General features: G+C 57.2%; 5 protein-coding genes and 1 pseudogene. 5 read left to right on the plus strand and 1 reads right to left on the minus strand.

Annotated elements, in window-relative coordinates; translation table 11 throughout:
* The 3 genes and pseudogenes from HMPREF2879_RS07570 to HMPREF2879_RS07580 form a co-directional block, all read left to right on the plus strand.
* Window positions 1–452: pseudogene (locus HMPREF2879_RS07570) on the plus strand (peptide ABC transporter ATPase); the annotation flags it as partial.
* Between the two features lie 188 nt (window positions 453–640).
* Window positions 641–1,378, plus strand: coding sequence for a DUF6318 family protein (locus HMPREF2879_RS07575; RefSeq protein ID WP_070635175.1), 738 nt, complete (start codon window positions 641–643; stop codon window positions 1,376–1,378).
* A gap of 126 nt (window positions 1,379–1,504) precedes the next feature.
* Window positions 1,505–2,215, plus strand: a complete 711-nt coding sequence (locus HMPREF2879_RS07580; RefSeq protein WP_070635176.1) for a DUF6318 family protein — start codon at window positions 1,505–1,507, stop codon at window positions 2,213–2,215.
* Between the two features lie 173 nt (window positions 2,216–2,388).
* Here HMPREF2879_RS07580 and HMPREF2879_RS07585 read toward each other — a convergent pair whose 3' ends face one another.
* Window positions 2,389–3,657 (minus strand): DUF349 domain-containing protein, encoded by a 1,269-nt coding sequence (locus tag HMPREF2879_RS07585; protein ID WP_070635177.1) that lies wholly within the window; start codon window positions 3,655–3,657, stop codon window positions 2,389–2,391.
* 302 nt (window positions 3,658–3,959) lie between these two features.
* Between HMPREF2879_RS07585 and hisS the strand changes: the two genes are divergently transcribed.
* Window positions 3,960–5,321 carry a histidine--tRNA ligase gene (gene hisS / locus HMPREF2879_RS07590; protein WP_049341928.1) on the plus strand — a complete coding sequence of 454 codons (1,362 nt, stop codon included), beginning with the start codon at window positions 3,960–3,962 and terminating at the stop codon, window positions 5,319–5,321.
* Window positions 5,322–6,133: 812 nt separating this feature from the next.
* Window positions 6,134–6,595, plus strand: coding sequence for an endonuclease domain-containing protein (locus tag HMPREF2879_RS09560; RefSeq protein WP_239662322.1), 462 nt, complete (start codon window positions 6,134–6,136; stop codon window positions 6,593–6,595).
* Window positions 6,596–6,650: the final 55 nt, after the last annotated feature.

Raw genomic sequence — 6,650 nt, forward strand, 5'->3', positions numbered from 1 at the left:
CCTATGTCATCGAGTACGGCAACGGAGATACAGATACCAACTACACAGCGGGCAAACCGGTCACCACCTACCCTCGTGAGCGTCCGCGTCAGACGGATACCAGCTACGCCTACAAGCGTTCGGGTAACTTCCACGCGTATGCGACCGTGCATTACACGGCTCGTTTCCGTGTGGATGGTGGCCCGTGGCAGATGATGATGGTGACCCCGCAGGCGACCAGTGACCCGTTGCTGGTGCGTGTCTGGTGGGTTGATGTGGGACGCGTAGCCGGTGACTGCAGCTACGACGACACTCGTTGGGGCTGCAAGAATGACCCGACGATGGGCAAGAAGGATAATCCGAACCCGCGTCTGCGCAAGGCCGACATCCGTACTGGTCAGCGCTGGCATCTGAATGATAGCGGTGACGGGGATACGGAGTATTCGTTGCACCGCGACTGGCCCGATATGTAAGGCATCTCTCTGCCGTGGGTCTTACGTTGAGAAGCCACATGTTCGCCGAGAAGCCACTTTGTTTATGGCTTTTCGAAACGCATGTGGCTTCTCAGCTATCGGGGGTTCTTCCCCTTCGGCAGGTTAGTCTTCCGGTTTCTAGCCAGCCACCTATTCACACTTCACACCGATATGAGGAATGTATTTCCATGACTTCCAACCTTTTTACCCGCCGCGCACTGTTGAGCGGCGGCGCACTTGTGGGTGTTGGTGCCCTGCTTGCGGCGTGCGGCCAACAAGCCACCAACGAGGTGAGCGCCTCGGCAGCACCGAGCGAGACCGCCTCCGCCACGCCGAGCGAAATGACTTCCGCTTCAGCTTCTACGGCGGCTTCCGATGCCTCTTCTGCATCAGCTACTCCGAGCCCGGTCATTACCCGCGGCTACTCCGGCGGCTCAAAGGCACCTGACGGGGAGTACCGCGGAGCTGACCCTAACGGTCCGGCACAAAACGTTCCGAAACCTGCATCACCTGAGGACGGATACCGAGAAAAATCCAATGAAGGTCTACGCAAAACACTCAACGCGTGGATTGAATGGAACAACTACGGCGCCCAAACCGGAGATTACAGCCAAGCACGCAAATTCGTTGATAGCAGCTTTACCGAACTACTAGACTCCTACGAAGGTCTTGAAGCCCTCTACAAGCGGGGCGGATGGATTATCGCGGGTCTTGATCACTACATTGCTGACGGGAACCCTTGGAGTGAGGGAGAGACTTACTACTGGAAAGCGTACCGGGAGTGGGGCTACGTTATGTACATTGAACCTAACGGTGATTGGAAGTCTTACGAGAATGACAGAAAGGATGACGACACCTGGAAGTTCTCGTTTAAATACACTTCTGAGGGCTGGAAGATTATCGACTTTGAACAAGTAGATGACTAAATAGGAAATAAAAAGCACTTATTAGTATCGCAAGAATTCTTATTCTTGCTTCGAGAATTTCTCTATCTTCCGCTTTCTAATCAGCATCCCCCATTCACACCACACCGATATGAGGAATGTATTTCCATGACTTCTGTTTTTCTTACCCGCCGCGCAATGCTGAGCGGCAGCGCACTTGCGGGTATTGGTGCCCTGCTTGCGGCCTGCAGTCAGCAGGCTAATAACGAGGCGGCAGCCACCGCCTCCGCAGCGCCGAGCGAAACGGCTTCGGCGTCTGTAGCGGTGTCGGAGTCGCCTTCGGCAAGCGCTACCCCGTCTACTGTCCGAGGCTACTCGGGCGGATCAAAAGCACCCGATGGCGAGTACCGCCCTGCTGATAAATACGGTCCAGCACAGAATGTACCGAAACCCAATGCTCCGGAAGACGGCTACAACGAAAAGTCTCTAGAGGGCATGCGTAAGACGATGGATGCCTGGATTTTGTGGGGTAATTACGGTACTCAAACTGGCGATTACTCGATGGCTCGCAAGTTCATCTCGCCAAATTTCAAACGTGAATTAGAAGAGTATGAAGATGCAGAAAAGCTTTATCAAAGCGGCGGATGGATCATTGGAGGAATCGACCATTTTCTAGCCGATGGAAACCCCTGGTCAGAAGACGGAGAAACCTACTTCTGGAAAGCCTACCGCGAATGGGATCGTGAGATTTTTGTTGAGCCTGATGGGAGCTGGGTTAGCTGGACCAATGACGACAAAACTGACGATACTTTCAAATTTGAACTGAAGCATAACGGCCAAAAGTGGGAAATCATGAATTATGAACAGGTCGATGACTAGCCCCTCCAGCCGATCCTAAAAGTCCGCACCCCGCAGATATCCCGCATCCCACAGACACCCAGCAGACATTCCGCAGACACGCAGAAGCCACATGTATTTCGAGAAGCCACCAAAAAAGTGGCTTTTCGAAACACATGTGGCTTCTCGGCGTTAATTAGACCGTCTGCTAGACCCTAGTTGCCGAAGCCCTGCAGGGTTGCTGCCCAGGCGCGGCGCGCCTCCAGAGCTTCCTTAGCCTTGGCGATCTTCTTGGAGTCGCCGCCCTTTTCAGCTGCTGCGAGCTCTGCTTCCAGCTCGGCGAGGGAGTCCTCGATCTGTGCGAGCAGGGAGTTCGCGCGTGCCGCCTTGGCGGGGTCGTTGCGCTTCCACTTTGCCTCTTCGGCGCCGTTGATTTCGTCCTGAATACGGCGCAGTTCGCCGTCGACGCGGCGCAGGTCGTTGCGGGGCACGCGGCCTGCCGCATCCCAGCGGTCCAGGATCTTCTCGAAGGATGCCTTTGCTGCCTCGATGTCTTCGACGGGCAGGAGTGCGCGTGCTTCTTCGAGCAGTGCTTCCTTGACCTTGAGGTTTTCGGCGTAGACTGCGTCCTGCGCTGCTTCGGCTTCGTTGCGGGCGTTGAAGAACACGTCCTGTGCCGCGCGGAAGCGTGCCCACAGCTTGTCGTCTTCGCGACGGTGGCCGCGGGGTACCTGCTTCCAGGCGCGCATCAGGTCGCCGTATACGCGGGAAGTCTCAGACCAGTCAGTCGAGGTGGACAGCTCTTCCGCACGTGCAATCAGCTCTTCCTTGGCGCGCTTGATGCGTGCGTTGCGGTCGTCGAGCTGAGAGAAGTGTGCGCGGCGGTTGCGGTCGAAGGTGGTGCGGGCTGCACGGAAACGCTTCCACAGCTCGTCCTCTACGCTCTTTGCCAGGTGAATTTCGCGCTGTGCCTTCTTCCACGCTTCGAACAGTTCGTTCATGCGGGAGTGGGAGTTCTTCCAGTGGATCTGGTCGGGGTCCTGGCCGGCGATCTGCTCGGCTTCCGCGACGATTTCTTCGCGGACGGCGAGGGCGCGTTCACGGTTTTCGGTGCGTGCCTGCTGCTGCTTTTCGCCGAGTTCAGCGATCTGCTCTGCGAGGGCGATGAGGCGCTTCTGCAGGCCGGAGTAGTCACCGACCATGTTGCGCACACCGATCTGTGCACCGATGGAGGTGATGCCCTTCTGCAGGTCTGCGGCGGGGGCGTTGTTGGCGAGGCGGGATTCGAGCAGGGCAACCTGCGCCTCGACGTTTTCAAACTTGCGGGCGAAGTAGCTGAGCGCTTCTTCTTCGGAGGCGCCGGGCAGCTGGCCTACGGCGTATTCTTCGCCGTCGACAATGACGAAGACGTGGCCGTCCTCGGAGACGCGGCCGTACTGGCGTGCCTTTTCGAGGTTTACAGTGTCGTCGGGTTTGGTAGTCACCGCTATAACTCTTTCACTCGGGGGTGCTGGGGGTGGGGCGCCTTTGCGCTGTTCCCCGTGGTGGGCACCCGTTTGGGTGTGCGTGTGCACCTCCTAAGCATAGCCTCTGTGGGGTGTGTGTGAGTAGTGTCTGGTCGTGTTGTGTTGTGGGCGAACCTGCCGGCTACGGGTTTGCGTGGGTTTGTGTCGGGTGAGCTGGGGGAGCGGGTGCTGTGCTGGGGTGGGTGTTGGTATGATGGGTAGATATGCCCGGAGGTGTTCCGGGGTTTTGTTGTCGAGTTCTTTGTCAAGGAGTATCGCGTATGGCTCGCAAGGCTTCGCTGTCTGGTTTTCCCGAGTATCTTCCGGCTGAGCGGTTGGTTGAGAATCATGTTCTGGACACTTTGCGTGAGACTTTTGAGTTGCACGGTTTCTCCCCGATTGAGACTCGTTCGGTAGAGACTATTGAGCAGCTGCTGCGCAAGGGTGAGATTGACAAGGAAGTTTACGCAATTTCTCGCCTGCAGGAGGACGAGGCTGCTAAGGCTAAGGAAAAGCTGGCTCTGCACTTTGACCTGACCGTGCCATTTGCCCGTTATGTGGTGGAGAACGCCGGTTATCTGAATTTCCCGTTCTCGCGTTACCAGATTCAGAAGGTGTGGCGTGGTGAGCGTCCGCAGGAGGGTCGTGCCCGCGAGTTCACTCAGGCTGATATTGACGTGGTTGGCGACGGCGAGCTGCCGTTCCGTTACGACGTGACCTTGGCGCTGGTTGTTGTTGATGCGCTGTCGAAGCTACCGATTCCTGAGTTCAAGCTGCGTGTGAATAACCGCAAGCTGGCTGAGGGTTTCTACCTGGGCTTGGGTTTGACTGATACTGCGGCTGTTCTGCGTTCTATTGACAAGCTGGAGAAGATCGGTGCTGAGCGTGTGGCTGAGGAGCTGCAGGCTGAGGCTGGCGCGAGCGCGGATGCTGCCGCTGCCGCCCTGGAGCTGGCGCAGATCCGCACTGAGGATGCTTCTTTCGTGGAGCAGGTGCGTGCGCTTGCCGCGAAGTATTCGGTGGAGCATGAGCTGCTGGATCAGGGTCTTGCTGAGCTGGCTGAGGTCATTGAGGAAGCGTCCCGCCGTGCGCCGGGTAAGGTGCTGGCCGACCTGTCGATTGCTCGCGGTCTGGATTACTACACCGGCACCGTGTATGAGACTGTTCTGGTTGGTCACGAGTCGCTGGGTTCGATTTGCTCGGGCGGCCGTTATGAGTCGCTGGCGTCGAACGGTAAGAAGACGTACCCGGGTGTTGGCCTGTCTATTGGTGTGACTCGTGTGGTGGCTCGTATTCTGTCGCAGGGTTTTGCGCAGGCGAGCCGTAAGGTACCTTCGGCTGTGTTTGTTGCCCTGACGAATGATGAGGGCTGGTCGGCCGCGAATGATGTTGCGGATGCGCTGCGTGCCCGCGGTATCGCGTGCGAGGTGTCTGCGAATGCCGCGAAGTTCGGTAAGCAGATTAAGTACGCTGAGAAGCGCGGCATTCCGTTCGTGTGGTTCATTTCTTCGGATGAGTCGGGTGCCCCGGTTCACGAGGTGAAGGATATCCGTTCGGGTGAGCAGGTTGCTGCTGATCCGGCTTCGTGGATGCCGCCGGCTGAGGACCTGCACGTTCAGATTGTGCGTGCTGAGGGCCTGTAAGTACCTGTCATACCGTAATATCTGGCTGCTGGAGTATTTGGCCACTGCAAGCCTGCATATGGACGTGTACCCGCCTGGTGGGGAGGATGTTGACCTCCCTGCCAGGCGGGTTTTTTGTGTGCTTTTCGGTCACGTGAATTTGTGCCATGGTTTAGCGACTTCTGTCGTAGTTAAAAACCATGGCAGAAGACACTAACCTATGGCACAAAAATCCTGAGATACAACCTAAACCTGTGGATAGTGAATATTTCTCTAAAAACAGCGAAGTTATCCACAGATTTCACGAACAGGCCCCACAACTTCGCAGAGACTGCCAGGATAAAGCCATGAATACCGAAAATATCCTGAACCCCCGAATCCCAGCCGTGCAACCCCCAATCACACGTGCAGCCGAGCTTTACTCTCTCGTGCTCACCCCTCGCATCCTCAACTCACGAGGTATTAGTGCCCGGCATATCCGTGCGATGGTGGCGGCAGGAACCCTACAACGTATTCAGCGAGGAGCCTATATCTACACCCGCGATGCCCAGGCGCTCACCCCCGATGAGCGGCTCGCGGTACGGTGCATTGCCGCCCATCTCATGGGTCTTCAAGGGGTTTTCTCACACACATCAGCAGCTGCACTCTGGGGGCTAGATGTACTCAACGCGCCCTCAATCGTGCATGTGTACAGTACCGCCACTAGTCCGTCTGATAGGGGGCGCATCTGCAGGCACAGGCGAGGTTTTGACCCTAACGCGGTGACCGCAATACCCGGTACACCCGTCATGGCGACAACGGTGGCCCGCACGTTGCAGGATTGCGCTCGCACTATGCCCTTTCGGGAGGCGGTGGTCCTCGCCGACTCCATCATGCGACGGGGACTGATGGAACCCCACGAAGTTATCGAGGCTCTGCTGAACCTCACCGGGTACGGCGGTTCCTCCGGGCGCACTCTGGCGCAGGCGGTGGATGCATCCAGCGAGTCGGCAGGTGAGAGCCTCACCCGATGCCTGCTTATGGAACATGAGTTGCCTACTCCCATGACGCAGTACCCGATTTCGTGCGAGGGTCGTAACTATCGGGTGGACTTCGCCTGGCCCGAGGCGCGGGTGATTCTCGAGTTTGACGGCGAACAGAAATACGTGGACCACCCCGGCAGGGATCGCTCCGAGGCAGCCCGCGATCGCGCACTGACCCGCACCGGGTGGACGGTCGTGCACCTAACTTGGGCTGATATTTTTCAGAAAGAGCGGGAAGCCATCACCCATCTTCGGGGACTGCTCATGCGGTAAGGTGAACGCTACAAATTTCGACCATAGGTTAGTGTCTTCTGCCATGGTTTTTAAC

It is taken from the genome of Rothia sp. HMSC069C04, from assembly GCF_001812895.1.
Taxonomy (GTDB): domain Bacteria; phylum Actinomycetota; class Actinomycetes; order Actinomycetales; family Micrococcaceae; genus Rothia.

Coding starts and splice junctions, on each gene's coding strand:
- HMPREF2879_RS07575 (WP_070635175.1), top strand. CDS start 641: ATGACTTCCAACCTTTTTACCCGCCGCGCACTGTTGAGCGGCGGCGCA.
- HMPREF2879_RS07580 (WP_070635176.1), top strand. CDS start 1,505: ATGACTTCTGTTTTTCTTACCCGCCGCGCAATGCTGAGCGGCAGCGCA.
- hisS (WP_049341928.1), top strand. CDS start 3,960: ATGGCTCGCAAGGCTTCGCTGTCTGGTTTTCCCGAGTATCTTCCGGCT.
- HMPREF2879_RS09560 (WP_239662322.1), top strand. CDS start 6,134: ATGCCCTTTCGGGAGGCGGTGGTCCTCGCCGACTCCATCATGCGACGG.